Origin of the sequence: Lacticaseibacillus nasuensis JCM 17158 (assembly GCF_001434705.1) — a bacterium.
Lineage (GTDB): Bacteria > Bacillota > Bacilli > Lactobacillales > Lactobacillaceae > Lacticaseibacillus > Lacticaseibacillus nasuensis.
The window spans coordinates 144122-165165 of the sequence record NZ_AZDJ01000001.1 but is presented as its reverse complement, the minus strand read 5'-3'; the positions used below and the strand labels follow the sequence as shown (position 1 = coordinate 165165).

At 44.9% G+C, this 21044-nt stretch carries 14 protein-coding genes; 6 read left to right on the top strand and 8 right to left on the bottom strand.

Going from position 1 to position 21044, the window contains the following annotated elements:
• Nucleotides 1-29 precede the first annotated feature (29 nt).
• Complete coding sequence (locus FD02_RS00805) at nucleotides 30-977, top strand: DMT family transporter (protein ID WP_056949871.1); 948 nt, start codon at nucleotides 30-32, stop codon at nucleotides 975-977.
• 206 nt (nucleotides 978-1183) lie between these two features.
• Here the strand turns inward: FD02_RS00805 and FD02_RS00800 are convergent, their stop codons facing one another.
• Nucleotides 1184-2206, bottom strand: a complete 1023-nt coding sequence (locus FD02_RS00800; RefSeq protein ID WP_056949870.1) for a hypothetical protein — start codon at nucleotides 2204-2206, stop codon at nucleotides 1184-1186.
• A 223-nt stretch (nucleotides 2207-2429) separates the two neighbouring features.
• Here FD02_RS00800 and FD02_RS00795 point away from each other — a divergent pair, with 223 nt between their 5' ends.
• Complete coding sequence (locus FD02_RS00795; RefSeq protein WP_056949869.1) at nucleotides 2430-3203, top strand: gamma-glutamyl-gamma-aminobutyrate hydrolase family protein; 774 nt, start codon at nucleotides 2430-2432, stop codon at nucleotides 3201-3203.
• 151 nt (nucleotides 3204-3354) lie between these two features.
• On the opposite strand, the gene FD02_RS00790 is transcribed toward FD02_RS00795, so the two are convergent.
• The 3 genes from FD02_RS00790 to FD02_RS00780 all read right to left on the bottom strand — a co-directional run bounded on the left by FD02_RS00790 (nucleotide 3355) and on the right by FD02_RS00780 (nucleotide 6556).
• Nucleotides 3355-4074 (bottom strand): EcsC family protein, encoded by a 720-nt coding sequence (locus FD02_RS00790; RefSeq protein WP_054722617.1) that lies wholly within the window; start codon nucleotides 4072-4074, stop codon nucleotides 3355-3357.
• A 270-nt stretch (nucleotides 4075-4344) separates the two neighbouring features.
• Nucleotides 4345-5604, bottom strand: a complete 1260-nt coding sequence (locus FD02_RS00785) for a hypothetical protein (protein ID WP_054722615.1) — start codon at nucleotides 5602-5604, stop codon at nucleotides 4345-4347.
• A gap of 325 nt (nucleotides 5605-5929) precedes the next feature.
• On the bottom strand, nucleotides 5930-6556 hold the full coding sequence (locus tag FD02_RS00780) for a hypothetical protein (RefSeq protein ID WP_156408196.1): 627 nt from the start codon (nucleotides 6554-6556) through the stop codon (nucleotides 5930-5932).
• Between the two features lie 543 nt (nucleotides 6557-7099).
• On the opposite strand from FD02_RS00780, the gene FD02_RS00775 reads away from it, so the two are divergent.
• Genes FD02_RS00775 through FD02_RS00760 form a run of 4 tightly spaced genes read left to right on the top strand, consistent with a single transcriptional unit; the run spans nucleotide 7100 to nucleotide 13884 of the window.
• A complete protein-coding gene (locus FD02_RS00775) occupies nucleotides 7100-8725 on the top strand; it encodes a type I restriction-modification system subunit M (protein ID WP_235806650.1) in 1626 nt (541 codons plus the stop codon).
• Nucleotides 8722-9945 carry a restriction endonuclease subunit S gene (locus tag FD02_RS00770; RefSeq protein WP_056949868.1) on the top strand — a complete coding sequence of 408 codons (1224 nt, stop codon included), beginning with the start codon at nucleotides 8722-8724 and terminating at the stop codon, nucleotides 9943-9945. The genes FD02_RS00775 and FD02_RS00770 overlap by 4 nt, the downstream gene beginning before the upstream one ends.
• A gap of 25 nt (nucleotides 9946-9970) precedes the next feature.
• Entirely contained in the window at nucleotides 9971-10747 is a 777-nt protein-coding gene (locus tag FD02_RS00765) for a hypothetical protein (RefSeq protein WP_056949867.1), read from the top strand.
• Nucleotides 10748-10776: 29 nt separating this feature from the next.
• A complete protein-coding gene (locus FD02_RS00760; protein ID WP_056949866.1) occupies nucleotides 10777-13884 on the top strand; it encodes a type I restriction endonuclease subunit R in 3108 nt (1035 codons plus the stop codon).
• Between the two features lie 183 nt (nucleotides 13885-14067).
• On the opposite strand, the gene FD02_RS00755 is transcribed toward FD02_RS00760, so the two are convergent.
• The 4 genes from FD02_RS00755 to FD02_RS00740 form a co-directional block, all read right to left on the bottom strand.
• Nucleotides 14068-15396 (bottom strand): hypothetical protein, encoded by a 1329-nt coding sequence (locus FD02_RS00755; protein ID WP_054722599.1) that lies wholly within the window; start codon nucleotides 15394-15396, stop codon nucleotides 14068-14070.
• A 53-nt stretch (nucleotides 15397-15449) separates the two neighbouring features.
• Nucleotides 15450-17333 (bottom strand): AAA family ATPase, encoded by a 1884-nt coding sequence (locus tag FD02_RS00750; protein WP_056949865.1) that lies wholly within the window; start codon nucleotides 17331-17333, stop codon nucleotides 15450-15452.
• A gap of 267 nt (nucleotides 17334-17600) precedes the next feature.
• Nucleotides 17601-19139: an RNA-directed DNA polymerase gene (locus FD02_RS00745; RefSeq protein ID WP_056949864.1), complete on the bottom strand. Its 1539-nt coding sequence runs from the start codon at nucleotides 19137-19139 to the stop codon at nucleotides 17601-17603.
• 611 nt (nucleotides 19140-19750) lie between these two features.
• Nucleotides 19751-20329 (bottom strand): GrpB family protein, encoded by a 579-nt coding sequence (locus FD02_RS00740; protein WP_054722592.1) that lies wholly within the window; start codon nucleotides 20327-20329, stop codon nucleotides 19751-19753.
• Nucleotides 20330-21044: the final 715 nt, after the last annotated feature.

Below are 21044 nucleotides of genomic sequence, written 5' to 3'. Positions count from 1 at the left end.
TATATATTTACCTAACCCGGAGGCCTCTTATGCATAAACGAAACTCAGGCGGTCTCGTTCTTGGTAGCTTTGCCGCGCTAGGCTGTGAGGTGTTGTATGGGCTGAGCTACATTTTCACCAAACAAGCTACCGCCGTCGCCAGCCCATTAGCGTTGCTCGGCTGGCGCTTTCTACTCGCCTTCGTCGTCATGTCCGGCTTAATTGTGGTCGGCGTCATCCACGTCTCGTTCAAAGGCAAAAGGTTGCGCCCATTACTCTTAGTGGCCTTGTTTGACCCGGTGCTGTACTTCATTGGCGAAACATTCGGCATCAGCCACACCACCGCATCGGAAAGCGGCGTATTCTTGGCCTGCATCCCCGTCGCTGCCTTGTTGGCCTCGGCCTGGCTCTTGCACAAATACCCGACACGCCTGCAGGTGATTGGCATCTTGATTACTTTAATTGGCGTGATCGTGACCGTGTTAGCTGCCGGGGCCAGTGCCAGTTTGTCACTGATTGGTTACTTATTCTTGCTACTGGCCGTAGTGACTTACGCGTTGTACAGCGTCTATGTGGACAAAGCCTCAGCCTACACCGGCATCGAGATTACCTACATCATGTTAACGGCTGGGGCGGTCGTTTTTGTCACCATGGCGCTGATTGAAGCGCTTGAACACGGCAATCCGCAGGCGCTGTTCAGCCTGCCGGTGAAGCATCCGAGTTTTGCCGTTGCGGTCGCGTATCAAGGAATCGGCAGCTCAGTCTTGGCTCTGTTCCTATCGAACTTCGCAATCGCGCAGATTGGTGTCAACAAAACGGCTTCGTTCATCGGCATCTCAACTGTCGTCTCGATTATCGCCGGCGTGTTGCTATTAGGCGAGGCCTTCAGCAGCGCGCAACTGATCGGCGCGGCAGTTATCATCTGCGGGGTCTACACCGCCAACAATACGTTCCACCGCCAAAAGCGCCAAAGCCAAATTGAGAAAAAATCCGACTGAACCGCCAAGCCGGCCGCAAAGCCAGCCACCCCAACGGCCAAGCCGCGACAATCGGTAAGCACATCCTGAAGCTAATGAAACCGGCTCGCCAAAAATTGGCGAGCCGGTATTTTGCAGGGAAGCTGACCTTGGATTGACAGGGCATCGCGCGTCGCGGGCAGCAGTGCCATCATTTTGCCCAGCGGTTTGGCGACTAAGCCCGCCAATCAATCGTGGCCGATGGTTTGGTGATGCCACACGCGGGTGACAAAATCGACCAGCGCCTGCGGGTCCACCCCGAGATGATCGATGGGCAACGCTAAGGCCAAGCCGGGAAAATCCGCCTCGAAGTTCGCCGCGGTTTGGCTGACCACCATTCGCAGCAGCCACTGCAGGGCTGGCGAGCGGTGCGCGGCGGCACCGAGGTACGGATCCGGGTCCTGGACGTACACAAACAGAAAATTCTGCTCAAGCGAGTTATAGCGCGTCTGGACCGTTTGGTGGTGCAGCTTCAGCGCCGTCACGCTCGCCCAAGGCAGCTCGTGGTGCCGATGGTGGCTGCCTGGATACACCAAGGCCGTGGCCGTCAGTGTGAGCACCGGGGCGGCAATGCGAATGCGCTGCACAAGCGCGGGAATGCTAACGCACCACGCCACGGTATTGGCGCCGATGATCAGCCAAATGGTGGCGTGCGGCCCGGCGCCATGCGTCGCGTCATCCAGAATCGCCCAGAAAAACACCACCGCAAGTGGCAGCACCACCACCAAGCTCCAGGCCCCTGCCGCGCTACGGTAAAACGTCATGGGCAGCGGCGGCAGCTTCCGGCGCCGGCGGCTGAATTTGCTGAAGTTCACCGCCTGGCGCAGCGCTTTGGTTTGGCGATAGCCGCCGGCAGTCGGCGCCACCACGGGAGCAGCAACCAGCGCTCGGCCGGCGAACCACAGGCCCACCGCCAGCAGCGCCATGAACCACCACTGCACAAAACCCGGCAACAGCGCCAGCGTCAACATCGGCAGACACAGCAAGGCCAACATCGCGCCGCCCAGTTGGCGATCCGCGCGGCGGTTGCTGACAATCGCCACGCTGGCGGCGAGCTGGCCGCCGATCCCCAAGATGGCGAGTCCCGTGCCGACAAATTCGGGCAGCAGTTGCGGCGCTAACCTCTCCACCACAAATAACACCGGCACGAATACCGCCAGTCCCCAACAATAGCCACCTAAGCCTAAATTAATCGCCGCGCGTTGCTGCATACTCTCTCGCCGACCCGCCACTTGGGGCAGGCGGCCCGCCTCCTTGAGGCTGACCCCCACGGCCAACCTAATGATGCCTAATCATAACATTAATCCGGTGGTGTCTAGGCCCGTAACCGCAATGGTGAGCGTCGTTGTGCGAGAATTCGCCCAAGTTTTCCTTGACTGGCCAGCAAAATGATTTAAAGTAAGGGGCAACTGATTTTTAGAAAGGAACAATTCTATGCGACCAATCATTGCCCTGACCGGCGACGCGCTCGAGACGCCGAGCCCAATTCTAAACGAAAACCACGCCGACTTCGCCCCGCGCGACATCAAAACGGCCATCATTAAAGCTGGTGGCCTGCCCATCATCTTGCCGTTTCCCGACGACGTGAGCCTCGCCGCCGAGCTTGCCCAGGCGGCGGTGGCGACTTTCGACGGCCTGTTGCTGCCCGGCGGCCCGGATGTCGACCCCACCCTGTATGGCGAGGAGCCGAGTCCGTCGATTGGCAGCACGGAATATCCCAAGGACCGCTTCGAGCAGGCGCTGATTCGCGCGACCGTCGCCGCGGGCAAACCCATCATGGCGATTTGCCGCGGCATGCAAATTCTCAACGTCACGCTTGGCGGCACCTTGTATCAGGATCTCGTCAGCCAAGACCCCGACGTCAGCATTCGCCACGCCCAGGCGGCGCCGGGCCAATACCCGACGCATCACGTCAGCATCCAACCTGGTACGCAGCTCGCCAACTTACTCGGCGAGCGCGCCTATGTCAACTCCCGCCACCACGAAGCCGTCAAGCGCGTGGCGCCGGGCTTGCAGGTGGTGGCCACCGCCCCGGACGGCGTGATCGAAGCGCTGGCCGATCAGCAAGACCGGCAGATCATGGCCGTGCAGTGGCACCCCGAGAATTTGTGGCAGCAGGATGCCGCGGAGTTGCGGTTGTTTGCCTTGTTGGTGAAGCGGGCAAAGGCATATGCGGCGCAGCAGGCGCTTGGGAGTATGGTGAGCTAGACAGATTGTGGGTTGAGTTCAGCTTGTCTAGAAACAATCAGAGATTGATTGACCACATATATAACAAAGCGTGCCCACGTCAAGAGAGTTGACGTGGGCACGCTTTGTTGTACTGGCATATTTTGCTCAGGCTACTTTCAGTGACACTAGCTCAATCCTTGAAAGCTGGAGGTTGGTTAGTATCGTCAGATAGGTTTGTCTTCTGAATGACAGTCCCGTCACCGATATCAATTCCTGTTGGTGTAAAGGTATGAACGGCTAGCCGAGCAATTGTTCGAGTCGTAAGGGTATCAATGACGCCGCCGACCGCAGCACCAGCGACTGGGACCACCTTAACCAGATTGATTGAGCCTTTCGTACCAAACTTGGTTAGCATCCGAAATCCAACTGCCTGATTGATTTTCGTTAGTGCACGCCCAGGAATCTTCTTCAGCACGCCAAGTAGCATCTTGTCGCCAATTACAACGCCCGTCTTCTTCATAATATCTACAACGGATGACCCTGCTAACGTTGCGTACACAAAAGTTTGAACTTGATCGCTCTTCAGATCATATCCACGAATCGTCGCAATAGCTGCAATCATCCGCATCTGAAATAAAATGACGGTTGCAACGTTAGCCGGAATTGTGACCGGCATCGTGATGATGCCACCAAACCCAGTCACAAAACCAGAAGTAGCTGCTTTAGTGGTCTGATAATTAACCAGATGCTTGATGGCCACTTCCGGGGAATATTTGCTGAGGTAGTCATCGACCAACTCTTGGATATTCTTTTGACCAGGCAGACCCGTCAAGGTTTTCTCGTAGGCCCAGTCGAGCGTGTGCATCATGGTTTCTTGAGTTAGATTGCTTGAGAGCTTGGTATGAGTCATGATTATCCTTCGAATTCCGCTGCCTTAGACACGCAAGTTGATGTGAGTATCGAGATTATGAACAATTGGAGTTTACTTGTAAAAGTACGATCTGACAAGGGGCTTAAACCAACATATAGCTTTGTATGGTAGCAGAGTCCCTAAGTGCATGCCACCCTCCAGTCATTGAACTATTCATTGGTGTCGGTCAGCTAGAGATACAGGTAGGCCGTGTAATCTTTTTTAGTGAAATCGGACATAGCAACAACCACCTTTTAGTAGAACATATTTTTAACCCTTATCTTTTCGATAGGCTTCATACCGTAATCGCCAATTTCCGAGATTACGGTTTCCCGTGCCCAGACCGAAACGAAACGCCATCTCAAAGACAGCCTTATTAGTCTTAAGACCATTGTCTTCGATTAATTTCTCAATATATTGAAGCTTACCTAGATCCGAGAAAAAAGACGGCGGTAATTCTTTTTCGGGTACAGCAGTCACTTGAGACAGGCCTTGTTGAAAAATTCTGATTCTTGAACGCAATCCACTTTTTGTGAGTGAACGTCCTCGTCCAGTATCTGTCGTCTTCAGAATCATCCCTGCATCAACCAACCTACGGTAATCAATGAAGTGTAATGTGTTGTTGACCATCATTGTAACGTCCTGACGAATTGCGTCCTTAACCACTTGTACAGTATAGTCTGACAATTCGATTACTCGCTCACGTGTTCCCGAGATGTGCAACTTATTTCCTTTTAAGTCGCTCTGCTTCAAGTTTAATATTTCTGATTTGGCTGGGTCATTACTACTCTTAACGCCTTCATAAAGGAGCAGCGGAACGACTGAGTACTGTGGGTTGTCTACCAGTTGACTGGCTTGGCGAAGAGAGTCGAAATTTACGCCAAAATTGGCACGGGTCGTGCTGGCTGTAGCTGATTCTAGGAATAATCGATCAGCATGCAACCGGTCAGAGGACGAAGGCGTAATCATGACTTGTTCTGAGTAAAAAGTGCAAAATTTGCGAATATGATAAACGTACTGACGTAATCGGACCGTATCCACATCATCAATCTGCTGTAGATACTCTATTAGTGCACGATCGTCTTGAACCTTAAACTTGGTTATTCCACGTCCAATATTTGATTCAAAAGCATCAAGTTCAAGCAAAGTTAGGCGAAGTGAAATAAGCACATTTCGACTCGATTCCAAGTAATTGATGTAGAGATACAGTTGCTTTGCATTGTTTTCATTCTTAAAGCGAATATGTGTAAACGGGCGAAAAACATTCTCTTCCTCATCCGAAGTTGAGTCTAATTCAATTAAGCAACCCTCATCGAACTTGGATTTATTTACACCATTTAAAGCTTGTATAACCTTAATTTGTTGTAGTGGACCGAGCGAATAAAAGGCAGAGGAGAAGTTACTGATTAGAGAATTAATATTTGCTGAACTAATTCCGGACTTCTGTAAAAGGTTTGAAGCTTTTGCTTTCTCTTGTTTAGTTGGAAAGGATAATGAGTCATTAATTGATTTGATCTTTAGTCTAACCACGTCTGTCTCCTAGTCTAGGCATTATGCTAATTAGCTACATGTTCCATCTTTAAAGTCTAAAACAATATAGAGCATTACCAATTGTGAAATACATGTATCATAATGAAGCTCATGACGGGAGTATCATTATGATTTTTACACTCAAGCATTAAAAACTATCCATATCAATCTTATTTTGTTGTATTCCACGACAATAACTATACTTTCGTATACTTACCCGAGTCGGTTGAGCTCTTTGTATTACACCAGTTAGCTCTCGTCTATGCTCACAAGAATTAAATGTCGATACTGGATTGGTATATTCCTACGGTGAGCGCTAATCGCCTTATTTCTGAAATGTTCTTTTTCGATGCAAGAACATCGGCTCTCCAAATTCTCTATAGTATGCAGAATAGGCAGCTGGCAGATTTCCGAAACGAACTGACAAATACGGCAATGTCGGCGCCATCCCACTGATCAGCCTATTCTTATACTCTTGATTCGTCGTTATTGCTTTACTTTTGATAAATCTCCGTGTGGCACCTAAAAGCTGCGTATCATTGTATATCTTCCAATTTCTGTGATTCGGAACAACATTACACGCTCGCATTGCTTCATCAAGGAGCCACAAGCATTGGCTCTTGCTGGACACTTCAGACATATATAGCATGCTAGGAGCCTCCTCCACAGGTACCGAAGCAGTATAGTCATTAACCTTGAAAGCTTTGTATTTTATAGCGGCCTGAATGACAAGCTTGTTCAAATCGTCTACACTCATTCCTCGCCACTGAGTGCCAGCGTATGACTTAAGTGTATATCCTAGTTCTCCTACGACATCCTTCCATTTCAATCCATACCGACTTCTCATCGTTGAAACGGCAGGTGAGCCATCTGAACGCTTCTTCTGATACACGTCTTGCTTTGGATCGTCTTGTATTCCGAGCCTTTCTATCTCGTTACGGATTAACCGCATGTCCAGCTCCTTATTAAATTGTATTTTAGACCTCATCGTGTCCCCCCTTGTTATATTAGTATGTATGAATATGTCTCGCTTGCCAAGCAAGTTCTTCTTATTTTTAAATGATTGTTATGCTCGTTAGAGATAGTTGATATTCATTGATAATCTACCGCTCATGCTTATGGCATTTCTTAAACTCTTAATTCAATTGCTACTGACGTCAAACAGCATAGCTAACAGCAAGCAAACACATTTCCTTTCACTTAATGATCTAACTCAGGTTGAGTGCTCTTGACACCCGCCATCTCTAAAGAGACATTGTCCATGGCAGACATAGGTTAGTTAAGCAAATATTTATTGATGCGTAGAGTACTCCTAATACTTTCAGCTATAGCAGATAATTTCAAAATCGTCTCCAAATCTCATCTACATTCAGGATATAATAGAGTATTGAATGCGCGGTTTTTGTGCCATTCTCGGAACCACATGCAAAGTTTATTTCCCTTAAGATTTATCAGTCTGTATACCCATAATTACGAAGAAAGTTGGAAATATATAATGATGACTTCACAAGAACAGTCACAAATCACGCAAGAGCTACAAAGTAAAATCTGGGCCGCGGCCAATGCGTTACGTAATTCTGGAATGGAAGCCAACGATTACCGAGACTATACGTTAGGTCTCATCTTTTATAAATATGAATCTGATCGCTTCTTACGGAAAATCTCAGAAGGTCTGGGCATTGAGTTCACCAACCTCGACAACGCACAAGAAGCATATGAAGAAGCCTTGAAAGACCCTGATGCCAAAGACGTCGTTGACGTCGTAAAATCGGATCTTCGCTTCATGATTGCCCCGGACAAGACCTTTCATCACCTCGTCCAAGATGTTAATCACAACACCTTTCAAATGGCCGACTTGGCTCAAGCATTACAGGATTTGGAAGACTCCGATGAAGTATTCTCTGGATTGTTCGACGACTTGGATCTTAACGCCACCAAACTTGGCAGTTCCGAGCAGGAACGGAACACCACAATCGGTGATGTGATGAGTGCACTGGAGCAGATCAATTTTGCTGAAGATACCGGGATGGATATCATGGGCAATGCCTATGAATACCTAATTTCTCAATTTCAAACCGAATCAGCAAAAAAGGCTGGGGAGTTCTACACGCCACAAGCAGTCTCCCGCCTGATGATGCAGATTGGTATGAAAGGTCGTGAAAGTGTTCAAGGTGTCTCGGTCTATGATCCCGCGATGGGTTCAGGTTCTTTGCTGCTGAATGCCAAGCGATATAACAGTCACCCCGACTCAATTCAATATTTCGGTCAGGACGTGAAAACGGCGCCATACAATTTGGCTCGTATGAACATGATGCTCCATGATGTTCCTACTGCAAATCAACATCTGAATTTGGGAAATACACTTGGTGCTGACTGGCCTTCCGATGAGCCAACGACCTTTGACATTGTGACAATGAATCCACCTTACAGCCTGTCGTGGAAACCAACGAAGGCTATGGAGACTGACCCAAGATTCCAGCCATTCGGCGTAGCTCCCAAAAGTGCTGCCGACTACGCATTCCTAACTCATGGTCTCTATCATCTGAAGAGCAATGGCACAATGGCAATCGTACTCGCTACTGGTGTTTTGTTTCGTGGCGCAGCTGAAGGCCGTATTCGCAAAGCTTTGCTAACTAAAGGCAATATTTCGGCGGTTATTGGCATGCCCGCAAACATCTTTCATAATACATCGATCCCCACCGTTGTCATTGTGCTCAAGAAGCAACGCGACGGTAACGATGTGTTATTCATCGACGCATCTAAAGAATTTCGAAAAGCTAAGAATCAGAATGAAATGGATCCTAAGAATACGCAAAAAATTCTGGACACTTTGAATGCCCGAAAACCAGTCACATATAACGAAGATGGAACTGAGTTCAGTCACCTTATAACACTCGAGAAAATAGCTGAGAACGATTACAATATGAACATCCCAATGTATGTTGACACGTTTATACCAGAGCCACCCGTTAATGTTAATCAGCTCGTCGACGATGTTACCAAGGCTCAGGAAGAAATCACTCAGCAAAACAAAAAGCTGAACAAACTTTTCTCCCAGTTTGTCGGTCAAGATAAGGCAAAACAAACCGAAATTGAAAAGATTCGAGGTTTATTTAAATGAATAAGAAGAATGTAAGCACAAAGCGAGTGCCTTCTATTCGCGTGGTTGGTTTTACTGACGAGTGGGAACAGCGTAAGCTTGGGGACATTACAAAATATAAAAATGGCACAGCTCACGAAGAAAATGTCCAAAGTCAGGGACCATTTGAGCTAATTACTCTGAAGTCAGTGAGTGAAGAAGGGACAATACAGTCATCTGGCAAATTTCTCGCCTCTACTGACGAGGCTCTTGATGCTGGTTCTTTGGTGATGGTATTAAGTGAACAAACTCCCGGTGCGGTTGGAATGACTGCATTAGTCCCGTTAAATCACAGGTATGTGCTGAATCAACGTGTCGCGCAACTTTCGGTTGATAAGAAAAATGTAAATCCGGCTTTTCTGTCCAAAGCAATTAATCGTAATCAACACTATTTTGAACTGCGAAGTGGTGGGACGAAGGTTCAAAACATTTCAAAGTCTAGTGTTCTGGATTACAAGTTTTATATGCCCCCAAGAGAGGAGCAAGATAAGCTTGCGATATTTCTTTTATGCATTGAAGAAACTATCGCTCTTCATCAGCAAAAGTCTGAAGCACTAAAGAAAGTGTATCGTTGGGCTAAGCGTAATTTATTACCCATGCCAAAAGAAAGCAGTCCACAGATCCACATTAAAAATAATAACGAGAATTGGACTACGAGGAAATTAGGGAATATTCTAAAGCCTAATACCGAAAAAAATCGAGACCATAAATTCAATCTTGTTGAAAGCGTCTCGAACAAATATGGACTAGTTAAGCAAACTGATCAATTTAAGGATTATGAGGTTGCAAGTAAAGATACCCATAACTATTATGTAATTCGTCCAACAACATTTGTCTACAACCCTTCCAGAATCAATGTCCGTTCGATTGGATATAAAAAAGCCGGAGACCCTGTTTCAATTGTTTCTCCCCTCTATGTGTCGTTTCAGGCTAACAGTGATATTGATGACAGCTTCCTATGGATATGGTTGCATTCTTCTCAATTTAATAATGAACGTCGTATTCTTAGCACGGGCAGTGTTCGTACCACTCTCTCCTACGAGCAACTTTGTTTGGCGAATATTACGTATCCTGATATAGAAGAGCAGCGTGAAATAGCCCAATTTTTTGTAAGTTTAGAAACTCGCATCGACTTGGAGCTTTCAGTTATTAACTACCTAAAACGAGTCAAGAGATGGGCACTCGATAACATGTTTGTCTAATAATTAGAAATCAAGGTGGCCTAACATGGTCTCTGTTACACAACGCATCGCACAAATCAAGCAACCCCGTGGCGGTTATATTCCGCCAAAATTCATGCATGAACAGCACTTCAATGATGATCGCAAGTTATACCCTGACGAGAACCTCTCGGCTGCAGCAATGGGCGTAATGGTGGACTATCTCACCCGCTACGCACAAACTGGTGAAGTTAAAATGGCTTTCGATATTCCACTCAAAGGCCTACAATTAGCTAAAAGTTATTCTCCTGGCCTGCCAATGATTGCCGAAGCTAAAGAACTGATTCCAAAGATCAAGGACTTTTCTGAAGAATCGCTGAACGCAGCCACAAAGTTTACTACTTACTTCGACACATACTATCGTGCTGGCCCTCGCGCTGTGCAATACCTCAAGCCGGAGGCACCTAATGAGCAAACTCGTAAAAACATGATGATTATGGTAGATCGGGCAATCACCTTTTTTACGGATGTTTCTCCCCTGCTTGCGTCGGATTTGACTTTCGAAGGCGGCTATACCAGCACAATTGACAAAGGCGATGCAGACTTTATGTCCAAAACGATCTTATGGGATATGAAAGTCTCAAAGAATCCTCCACTCAATAAGTACACGCTGCAACTTGTGGTCTACTATTTGTTGGCAAAGCACTCTGACCAACCCATCTACCATTTTTTGAAATCAGTTGGCATCTTCAATCCTCGGCTCAATGTCGCGTATACACTGGACATAGCTGAAATTGATCCGGTAGTAATCTCAACCATCGAACAAAACGTCATTGGCTATTAAAAGCAAGAAATGAAACGAGGCACAGCTTAATGTCTGTCTACTTTAAAGAAGAAGTTGGTCCTGAGGCAATAATTGAAACTAATCTCATTGACCAGCTTGTAAAAGACACTCGCTCAAACATCGGCCAATGGACCTATCGTCCAGATATCACGACCGAAGCAGAACTCTGGAATAATCTGCGGGAAAAGCTGAATGCGATGAACAAAGATGTTCTCAAGGGAAAACCATTATCTGATTATGAGTTTTCTCAAGTTCAACAACAACTTCAGTTTAGTTCTCCTTTTGATGCTGCATCGTGGTTGCAAGGTGAAAACGGTATTGCTCACGTGTATGTTCAACCTGATGATCCCAGTGCCAAAACCATTTCGTTGATTGTATTTGTTGCTCGAGATATTGCTGGCGGTTCTAGCTCTTATGAAATAATCAATCAATATATTTCAAACAAAACTGGCAACGGAATCAACTCCGCCGACCGGCGATTTGACGTAACCCTCTTGATTAATGGCCTCCCAATGATTCATATTGAGCTCAAAACGCAAAACCATACCTACATGGACGCCTATACTCAAATCAAAAAGTACACTCGTGAAGGCCATTTCCACGGTCTATTCTCTTGCGTTCAGATGTTTGTCGTCTCCAACGGATCAACCACTCGCTACTTCGCACCAGCAGCTGCAACAGATTTAAACGGGAAATTTCTCACTCGCTGGTCGAATGAAGACAATCAACCCGTTGAAGATCTTCAATCATTTGCAGAACAAGTTCTATCTATCCCAATGGGTCACAAAATGGTCGCTCATTTCTCCGTTCTCGACTACGCTCACAGGCGTCTATTGCTGATGCGGCCATACCAAATTCACGCGTTAGAAGCTGTCTACGAGTCAGCTATCGCCCGCCAATCAGGCTTTGTTTGGCATACGACCGGGTCGGGTAAGACAATAACCGCCTACAAAGTTTGTCAGCGATTATTGTGGATTCCATCGGTGGATCACACAGTCTATATCGTTGACCGCCGCGATTTGGATGATCAGGCTAAAGACACCTTTGCTTCGTACTCTCGGTTCGAAAATTTCACGGTTGAAGGCACTGACAACACGACTGAATTAATTACAGCCTTGGCTAACAAAAAACGGACAGCTATTGTGACTACTGCACAGAAACTAGGTCATCTTATCGATGTCTATGCGAAGAAATACCATGGCAAAGATCCGAAGCATCTTCAGGGATTGCGTTTGGAAATGATCGTCGACGAATGCCATCGATCAATTTCCGCTGAGCAAATGTCTTATATTAAGACTTTCTTCCCACACGCTGACTGGTTTGGCTTCACGGGCACCCCAATATTTGATGAAAACAAGAAGGATGTTAAGGGTCAATTGCCAGACACGACTGAAAAGCAATTTGGACCGGTTTTATCCACCTATAATATCCAAGATGCTTTGCGTGATGGCTCTGTCTTAGATTTCCAGACTGATTATCAACATCCTTTCGATGATGTTTATTTGAATGATGCCGTGGCTCAGGCGACTGGAAAGAGCACTCATGAGATAGAGACATGGGATCCCGCCAAGAAAGAGGAAGAACTACCGTCTGCATACTACGATACGAATGAGCATATGGATAATGTGATCAATTATATTCTGAACAGATGCAGCCAAAAGCTTGGTTTTCAAAGAGGTACCGGCCGAACATTCGAAGCAATTTTGACAGCTGGCAATATTTCTCGAGCTATTGCGTACTACAAGAGATTCAAGGAAATACTCAAAAAACCTGATGCGATGAAAACGCGGATCAAACAGCTAGCCCCAGATGGCTTTCCAAAGATTGCCCTCACCTATTCGGCAGCAGATCAAAACCAAGATGGTGATACCCCGAAGGCTGAAGAGCTGTACACCGCTATCGATGATTACAATGAAATGTTCGGGACAACTTATGAGCATGATCAAAAAGGCATTTCAGCATACAACTCAGACCTATCTGAGCGACTTTCACGTAAGAAGAACAAGTATGAAAATCGTGCCGAACAGCTTGATATTGTAATCGTTGCCCGCCGCTTACTTACTGGTTTTGATGCCCCTGTATTGTCCACTTTATTTGTAGACCGGCCTGTCATGAGTGCAGCCGAATTAATCCAATCTTTCTCTCGGACTAACCGGACGTATGATGCGAAAGACAAGCCACACGGTCAGATTGTCACTTTCCAATCACCTGTCAGTTTCCAGCGTGGCGTTGATGAAGCTATCAAACTGTATGCTAAAGGTGGCGAATCAGTCGCCCTGGCACCTGAGTGGTTGCCGGCAAAGCAAAGACTGCAACAAGCCGTTGCCAAACTTAAGAGCATTGCCCCTAATTGGGATACTGTGACACCGGAACAGTCAACTACTACTGAGCAGACTGAATTTGCTAAGGCATTCCAGGCATTTGCAAAAGCCTACCAAGATGCAAAGTTTTATGCAGAGTACGATGCAGACCAAATCAAAAAGTCACTGAATATTGATGATAAGTTTTTCACGGAATACAACGCCAATTATCAAAACGTCATTAACCATCTCAAAAAGAAAGCAGTTGATCCAGATGATGGCGAAGATGTTCAACAGCTGGTCGAAATGGACTACGAATTGTCACTGTACAAATCTGACATCATTGATTACTCATACATCATGAGGTTAATTGCCTCCTATTCAGAACAAGCTGGGAATTTGAGCGAAAAGCAGCGTGACAAACATGCTGAAGAGATTATCGATTCGATTAATAAATTTTCCGCTAACAATCCGCAGGTTGCCGATATCCTCAGTGACTTATGGGGCAAAGTTAAGGCTGGGCAGCTTCAATCTGGCGATTTAATGGATGAGTTCAATCATGAACTAGGTTCCAAGTTAAACACTGTGCTGGATGATTTCTCAAGTAAGTGGATGGTGAATGAAGATCGGCTCGATTACATGGCAAGGCATTACAACTCTAAAGCACCGATTGAAGAGCAGCCTGGCTTTACCGAGGTAAAGGACACTTTCGATTGGAAGAAATACGAGGAAACGCTGGAAAAGAAAGAGAAGTTTCCATTTAAGTACACGAAGCAGTTTAAGCAGGATCTTGATAAGACGCTGCGTGAAGATGTGGAGCCATTGATGGACATTTAAATTTTTGACCAGTAATGACTGTTTCCTAGAGCCAGCTCAGATGATGCGCCGGTTGTAATTGAATTTACAACACATGTTACACGTATTTTTCTTTATTTCAAAAGAGAAAGCCAGGCATCTGGAAGAAGGTTTGTAGATGTGTTGAAAATAATTGGGGATTAATAATCATCAAAAGTGTGAACTCTAGAACGGTTTAAGGAAACCTTGATCAATAGCGTCTTGCTCCCCATCAAAAAGTGTACGAATCTGATTGGGCATGGCACGCATCTGATTAAATTTTGCTGCAGCCAACTCTGCATATATTTCAAATTCTCGCTCTGGCTTTTCCTTACTTAACTTCAAAGAATCAGGTGATTTGAAGTCTGATATGAACGCAAGGTACGCCTGCAAATGAACAGCATCGTCAAAATAGGTATCATTATTAAACGAGAAATGAAGGCCCGTATTAATAATCAAATCTGTTAGGGATCTGGCAAGCTTAAATTGGCCATTTGTCAAACTGAACCATTTTTCTTCCAATCGAATTGTCTTTTCTGGTTCAGAGGGGTCATATAGCGAGGCTAATGATAGTTCAGACATCAGGCGTCCTGTAATTGTTGCTATGAGGTCAGCCAGACGTATGCCAACCATTCTGTCTGAATGACAACCATCTTGAATTTTCTCAAATCGGTTCGAATTGAATGATGAAGCTTTAATTCCTTGGTCAAGAAACAAATGATACGAGTTGTCTTGCCTCAGTCCATCCCGTTCATCAAGCCAAAGCTCAAGAGAAAAGTCAACTTTTTCCCACTCAAAGTGCCCGACATTGTCAGCCGAATCTTGAGTATTAATATTCAGAGATTTGGAAATCACCTTAAGAATCTGTTTATACGAATTAATTTGGCTTACTAATCGAGGACTGCTCGAATGGCTCCGAAGATAGTTGAGAAGATCGAATTTAATGGCTTTCAGCAGTTGATATGTACTAATCTCCCTTTCTTGACATTTTTCTAACACACCGACTCCAGCTTCTAAAGTGAAGTATTTGGCCAGAATATAAGTAAAAATTGCAAACGATACATGCATTCGTTTGCAGGATATAAGAATCCAATCATGGAGGCGCTGAGTTATTATCGACGAAACCTTATTTTGAGTAACTATACAAACCTTTGCATTGTGTTCTTTTAGAATTTGCATAGTTTGCAAATAAAAGTTCAATTCTCTGTCACGCATACTTGTAAAACCTGTCTCAAATAGTTTTCCTTTAAGTAATCTTTCTCCTTTGATTTCTCCTTGGAAATTGTGACTAGCTTTGCGGTATTTTTTCTCATTACGTAGAAACTCATCCTCTACTTCCCCTAACTGTGCTTCCGGAATATCAACCACCGCCATCACATAGTTAGTCATCATGTCGCTGCCCATTGCAAAACGACGCATTGGATCATCAAGCTTTCGTGAAGATTTTTCGGATACCTGCGTTTTTATATGCTCCTGTGGTCCCTTCTCATCAGCAAACAATAAATGATTTTCCATGTTGATTTCTCCATCAAGTTAGGCTACAAAGTATTCCCAAAAGAACGAATATCCTATACGAATATCTTCGCCAATAGATTCACCCAGGGCTCTGGTAGTTCTCGTTGCCAACCAAGGGAGTTCGAAATTATTGGTAGATTCTCATACTCTTCGAAAGCCTTGAACGGTTTGTTTTGTTGTGGGTGTTCGAAACCTAAAACATCCTCAATGTCGTTATCATCTGTAAAGCGATGCGATTCATCATTCTTCAGAGCCTCAAGTATAGGCTGATTATATTTCTCTGCCGCCGGAGTCTCAGCATCAAGATCATGCAGCACGTATGGATGGATGCCTAAGGCTTCAAAATACCTCACTAAGGAGATGATTGCAGCCTTCCCCCGGGCTTTCACAATTTGCCAGTTTTGAAGTACATTCATACGCATATTTTCAGGCATATCATCGATACTCAGACGTAGAATTATATCCTCAGTATCTCCTTCAACAATTAGCACTTTTTTGGCAAAAAATGCCCGGTTAATATAGTCGTCCATCTTTAATAGCATCTTAACGTATTGTTGATCATTCTGCGATATCATCCGAAATGCAGAACTTGCGTTAATGACTTGAGACCTTACTTTGGAATTCTTGCAAATCAGCTTAATTTCCTCTGGATCGTTCATATCAACATCATCCGGCTTTATATGAATCAAGGTCAAATGATTCAACACCTGATTAGGTTTACGGGTTAAGTCAATCATTAATGGGGAATGAGTTGTACAGATAATCTGATTACCCTCTTTTTCAGCCAAATCATATATAACAGAACGCATCTGATTTACTGCATTAGGATGCAAAAACAGCTCCGGCTCCTCAAATCCTACTAGAATTGGCCGTTCATTGTTGAGCCTGCGACGAGCATTGTACCTGAGAAAAGCAAATACAATTGATCTGACAATTCCGGTACCTTGATGCTTACTGTCTGTTTGAATATTGCTACCAATCTTTACATCAAAACTCGGTTTAATAGCATTATCTGGCTGCGAAAGTTCAGCAGCAATATTGATAGTAACATCGCTGAATACTTCAGTAACCACTCCCTGCAGAGCACTCATCAGATCAGCAAAATCAGAATTTTTATTTTCTGGGCTAAGTTCATCCGCTAGCTTATCCAAAGCTATCTGAGCTTCCGCAAAATTTTTAGATTTATCTCTGACTTCCCTGAACATCTCATTTAGTAAATTTTGCAAAGCACCTTTTTGCGAAAGATCATCTTCTCCATCAGCAGCAGGTATGTATAAATAGCTTGGTAATCTCGAAACAACATTACTTTGAAATCCGCCAGGATTCTTATCCCACTCAACTTGATCACTATAGTTTCGAACAGGGAAATAAGAGTCAATAATCTCCTCTATTTCATCTCTTGACTTATTTGTGATTTTCACCAGTTTAGGATCAATGCTACTGAGTTCAGATAGCAATCTAGCTTGATCTTCTTTGTCTAACGCAGCATATCCTGCAAAGTCAGCGAGGCTCTTTTCTTTACCCGATACACCTCCCACATAACTAAATCGTCTAGATTTCATCTCGACAACTACAGACTGACCGATTGGAAATGTTTTACGATAGACAATAAAGTGAGTGTGCCCACTTTGTTTATTCTCTTCAAACACGCGTCCTCTAAATCCTCGCCATGAACTCGCTTCTGCGGGTAGGTCATCGATCCTCATCGTCATTCTGACTTGTTGAACATGATTCAATCCGTCAGAGTCTCCGTTATTATATGAGAAATAATCCGCCAAATCCAAGCTCTTAGTAGCTGATAGCATTATCTTTAAAGCACGTAGAACCGTACTTTTACCAACATTGTTTTCTCCAATTAAGTATGTTGCATCACCAAAATTAATTGTTGTTTTCAAGTGCCGGCCAAACCCTTCCAACGTTAGTTCAGAGATTTTCATTATTCCTCCTGTAAAAATTCAACTATGTAAAAGCTTTTTGAGCCCAACGCATATGATTGCTCAAAATCGAAGATATGTTTAGATAACTTTCAGTGATTTTTCATGTATGGGTTTGATCCATTAAATAATTATCCCTCTTGTAACAGCAAATCGACTTATGAATGAGAATACTGCGCGCCGCCTTGATTTCTTGTCAGTAATCAAAGCGGGAATCGCCAAAGCGCCCAAGTTTAACCCGATACAGCAAGTAACACAACATAATTTTACTCAATCATAATCGCTAAATACATCAAATACATTTGTTGCAATTTCAGCTTTGATTGATTTAACTTCATCCATATCTACTATAGGTGGCAGACAAATTCTTTTGTCACTGAAGAATGCAGAACTCCAAATCGAAGTATCGGGATTTGTTACAGTCACACACAATTTTTCTGAAAAATTTTTAGTCTTATCACTGAGTATAGTTAATCGCTGAAGCCATACATCAAGATAGTTAAGATTAGGCGTATTCTGAAGCTTATTAATAATCAAATCCGTTATCTGGCTAACTGCTACAGGGTCATTCTGCGTTTTTGAAATCAGCTTGCTTAAGACGCCTATTCCTGAGGAAATAGCACTGGGATTGTGACTAACAATATCGGCTATGATGCTAATCAAGGGAAGAACTTGATCATTGATACTATCCATTCCATCCAATCGTCTTGCGAACGCGGTAAGAGCCTTCGTAATGCTACCTGAGTTCGGGTATTTTTTTGACAACCAGAGAATTTCCAGCAAATGTTTCTGTAGGGTCAACTGATATTGGACATTCTTACGTTTGCCATCGAAGATAATTGGCATAATCACAGGGATTTTGGAATTCCAATAAATTTTATCTGGTTTTATTGCAGACTCAATTATTTCCGATGTGATGCCAGTCTTCTTGCTGTTGAAATGCATGTTTAAATCCACCAACACATCAGACAACGTCTTCACAACTTGCTCTGCGGTCTCCTTACTATTAGAAAACACTCGATAATCATCACGATATCTAATAATATGCCAGTCTTCAAGATTACCAATTTTGTTAATCCTCGAAGCTAACAACATGTCCGAATAACCCAACACAATCTCGGCGATAAAATTAAATAGCACACCGCCTTGAGGAATTCCATTAGTCTGTCCGCACTGAATCTGTTCAATTGCTCGATCAATCCTGAATCCAAGTGCCTTGTTATTTCTCCTGCCATCCTTAGCTTTCGCCTTACCCCTAATTGCCCAATCAATCGAATGTGTATAAATAGACCCGTAGCAATTTGTGATATCAGTTCTTATGCAATACTTATACATTAAGGATTTGACAATAGAGTTCTGCTCCATTTCCTCCCACCAATGTAAAATTGTTTCTGCAGTATCATTGTTTTCACCAACTGACTCCACAGGAAGGCTGATACATTCAATATGCTTATCTGTTTGAAATACTTGGAATCGACTAATAATCTCAGACCAGTTCTGTTCCTCGGTGAGTAAGTTCACTAGGTTGATATACAAGAACGGATGAATAATTTGGACAGGTCGCCAGTCATAACGAGCGTCCTTATTTAACAATACAGTGTGATTAACTTTCTCATCCGTTAACAAACAGTCTTTGTCAATCATTGATGATAGTTGATGTTTTGTAAGTTCGCTTTTCGCATAATCTAGAACGGGTTCAAAGTTAAAATACTCAGGAAGCAACATAGGCACATAGCTTTGAGGCTTCGAGAAAAACGATCGCGCCTCGCTTGCGGTCATTTCAAGTACAGATTTTCGTTCTGAATTCAAGCTGTTACCTCCTAATTTCTCTAGCCAATAATTGACACTATCTTACCATGAATCAATAGTTTAGATAGACAAAGCCGCTTCCATATCAACTTTATACTTCTTCCATGCTGGAGTTTTTTAATGAAGATAAATAATCAGACATTGCTCAGAAGTAGAAATGGGTGAAATGAATTATCGAATAAACTATGATCAGCCACTTGTGTTCAATCTACTTCCAACGAATGGTTAACAACTAACTATTCCACGATAATACAAAAAAGCGGGAAAATCGGTGGGCAAAATCTACCATTATTGGCCAATTATTGCGAAGTGAATAGCTAAATCTTCTCACTTTAAACAAACGGAGTATGAAGCATGACTGGGTTCTTAAGCAAATTAAAAGCCCGGATTCCGGGCTTCCTGCCAATTTTGTGCTCTATTTAATACTTTCCCCGACTTAATTCCTAGTGCTAATCCAAAATATTATCTCTCGTCAACCATTGGATTTGAGCCACGGCGACAATTTTTTCTGGAGCATCATTTATCTTAATTTGTAAGACCTAACAAAGCTCAATTGATACTAGCTCATACTGCCTCAGGCTCCAATCTACAACTAATTACGCCCCTTTTTCTTAGTTCCGGTACCTCCCCGCAAACTCCTCTCTCCCCAACTCAGTCACCCGCCGCACAAACTCCCCTTTTCCATCGGTATAAGCATCCCGATCATGCTCAAACTCCCGCTTCAATCGCTTCTTCAGCGCCGCGTAATCCTGGGCCACATCCGGATGAGCAATCAAATAATCGCGGAAATACAACTCGCCCCAATCCCCGGCAGGCTTCACGTGCAAATGAAACACCTTCTCGGCAAAACCCGCCGGCGTATACCCCCGATTAAAATCCAACAGCTCCTCATCAGCCTGCTGATTCATCAATAACCACCCCGCAGCAGTCAAGCGCTCGGTCAACGCGGCCTGCTCATAGCCAGCCGGTAGCTCCAACAAAATATCGACAATGGGCTTGGCAATCAATCCCGGTACCGCCGTACTCCCAATATGGCTGATCCGCGTGATGTGAAAATCCTGCAGCAACGCCAACAAGTTCTGCTTTGCTGCTTCATACCACGCCGCATATTTTTGATCCGGCGCCTTCAACTCAATGGGAAACAATTGCCATAATTCCTCAAGACTCATTTCCTGCAACGGCTTGGTCATTATTAATCTCCTCCATCCACAATCCTGCTAGCCACAGTTTACACCTGCCACCGCCAACCTCACCGCAACAATCGCACTCACGCCTGCCGCCTTCCCAGCCACACAAAAAATGGCCCGTAACGGAAAAACTCTCCGCTACGGGCCAAACTATTTTTCAAGTCATTCACGTGAGTCAGGTCATGACCCTGCATCACGTGTCGCGTGGCCGGCGGTGCATGCTGCCACCGGTGGCACCAGGTTGGCGGACGTCTCCGCGTTCCCGGTGTGGCGCGCTTCTTGCAAGAAAGCGGGCCAACGCAACTGACTTGAATTGGGCGCTTAATGCTGACGGCCCGAGTCTGAACTAAGAATTGCTGGCGGTTCGCGCCTGGACGACATGGTGCTGACGGTCCTAGTCTGTGCGGTTCGCCGGCCGGCAATCTCGCACGAATCGTGATTCAGCACCGGCTGATCCGCTAGGCACGGCAAGCCCTGGGCGAATGGTTACCTGAAGCGCAATGTTCAGAGTCATGTCCGCGTGGCGAGATGCGCAGTTGGTCAAAATAGCGCTGAATCACGGGCTGACAATCACGCGCTGCGCGGGCTTACGCCGATAATGCGCGGTCTGGTGATGATCAGCCAATGGGCGAAAACTGCTGACGGCCCGAGGTCTGTGCGGAATCGCCGGCCGGCAATCTCTCGCACGAGTGGTGAATCAATTGCCGATAGAACAGCG